Below are 1,723 nucleotides of genomic sequence, written 5' to 3'. Positions count from 1 at the left end.
TGAGGTGGTCAACTACCTAATTTTCAGGGAAAAAGTACCTGAATTTTCCCCCGATCCCCGCAATGGCTGGCACTTTTTGAGGGGAAAAAAGTCCAAAAGTCTTATCCAACAAGGTTTTTAGATTTATTCAGCAGACCCTATATAAATTTTGCTCTAGGAATATCAACCACTTTACTTTTTGACAAGGAGAGAAAATCTATCATGGCAAAGAATAAAATTGTTGTCTTAAGTGACGTACATATTGGCACGAATGTCCCTACTAATTGGTATCAAAAAAGTTTTCATGAACCGTATTAGTCAGCGATTCTAGATTATGTGATTGATAACGCTGACTCTATTCAGGAGCTAATTTTACTTGGTGATCTGTTCGACTTTTGGACTTATCCGCCTAATTTTACTCCTCCGGCTACCGTTGATATAATTAACGCCAATCCTAATATTTTTGGAGCAACGGGAAAGTTAAGTCAAGCTTTAACTGCTCTCCAAGGGAATGTAACTTATGTCAATGGAAACCATGACATGAATGTCACTCAAAATGACTTAAATAACATTCAAAACTCAGCTAATTACAAGATCAAATATTGTTCAGATACGATTTATTATGTCACCTCTAGCAATGGACAAAAAATGGCTTTTACTCATGGTAACATTTTTACCATGTTTAATGCTCCCGATCTTCAATCTTCCCTGAGTCCTTTACCTGTTGGTCATTTTGTTACCCGAGCTATAGGTTATATGTTAAACAACACCCTTACTCCGGGACAAACTGTTGCTGATTTATCGGGACAAGGTAATCCTAACGGAATCGATTTAAGTGGTTTGGTTTCCTCGGTTGGTTCTCTCATTACTTCAGGTAACTTAGTCAGTGCCGTGCTTGATTACATAATTAAAGTAACTGGAATACCGGAAAATGAGCCGATTATTTTAGCGAATGGCCAAACAAAAACTATGGCAGATGCTAAACAGATATATAGTGGTTTACAAGATCAGTGGATTGCTGATTGGGGAGGATGTACTAATGGTGAAATGATTACGGGCAAATCGGCGATCGCTGATTTAAGTGGAACTTATATTGCTTGGTTTGCTCAACAATCCGCTTTAGAATCTAACTCAAATTTAATCGTTTTAGGACATACCCACGCTCCGAAATTAGGTATAACTAATGGCTTTGTTCAATATGTTAATGATGGGTTTGAGTGTCCTTCCAGTCCCGATGTTCCCCCACAAACCTTTACTTTTGCTGTGATTGATACAGATACCTGCCAAAGTAATGTTTGTCAAGTAATAAAGCAGAATAATTCTTATCAAATTGTTCCTTTTGCTGCCCCGCCGGACTCAGTAATTTCCTCGATGTCAATGGATTATTCCTGTTATGTTAGTATTGATAACACTCAAGGAAAGTCAACCTTAACCTTAACTAAACCTGCAACTAATGAACACGGTTATTATGTTGTCAGTCCTCCTCAACAGATTAACCCCGGAGAACAGGTCAAGTTCTGGTTACAAGATGCTCCCGGACTATATGGCACCCAAGGAAGTGCAGTCTATTCCCAAGTAGGGGGTAACTCTCTTACTTTTGACTATGCTTGTCCTACAGGTTTATCCTCAAATAGCTGTTCTGGTGCTAATTTTTACACCTCTAATGATGGGGTAAATTGGGGTCAACTTAATCAAGTTAAAAAGAGCGGTCATCCCTTTTTTGTGAAATTTGTGTTGTGACAAT

The 1,723-nt window shown here is 38.4% G+C and carries 1 protein-coding gene; it reads left to right on the top strand.

The features are described 5' to 3' along the window. The first annotated feature begins 315 nt into the window (after positions 1-315). Positions 316-1,719, top strand: coding sequence for a metallophosphoesterase family protein (locus tag PX482_RS06620; RefSeq protein ID WP_288093577.1), 1,404 nt, complete (start codon positions 316-318; stop codon positions 1,717-1,719). Positions 1,720-1,723 lie beyond the last annotated feature (4 nt).

Origin of the sequence: Microcystis sp. M53602_WE12, assembly GCF_030065455.1 — a bacterium.
Taxonomy (GTDB): domain Bacteria; phylum Cyanobacteriota; class Cyanobacteriia; order Cyanobacteriales; family Microcystaceae; genus Microcystis; species Microcystis aeruginosa.
This window is presented reverse-complemented; position numbering and strand designations above follow the sequence as displayed.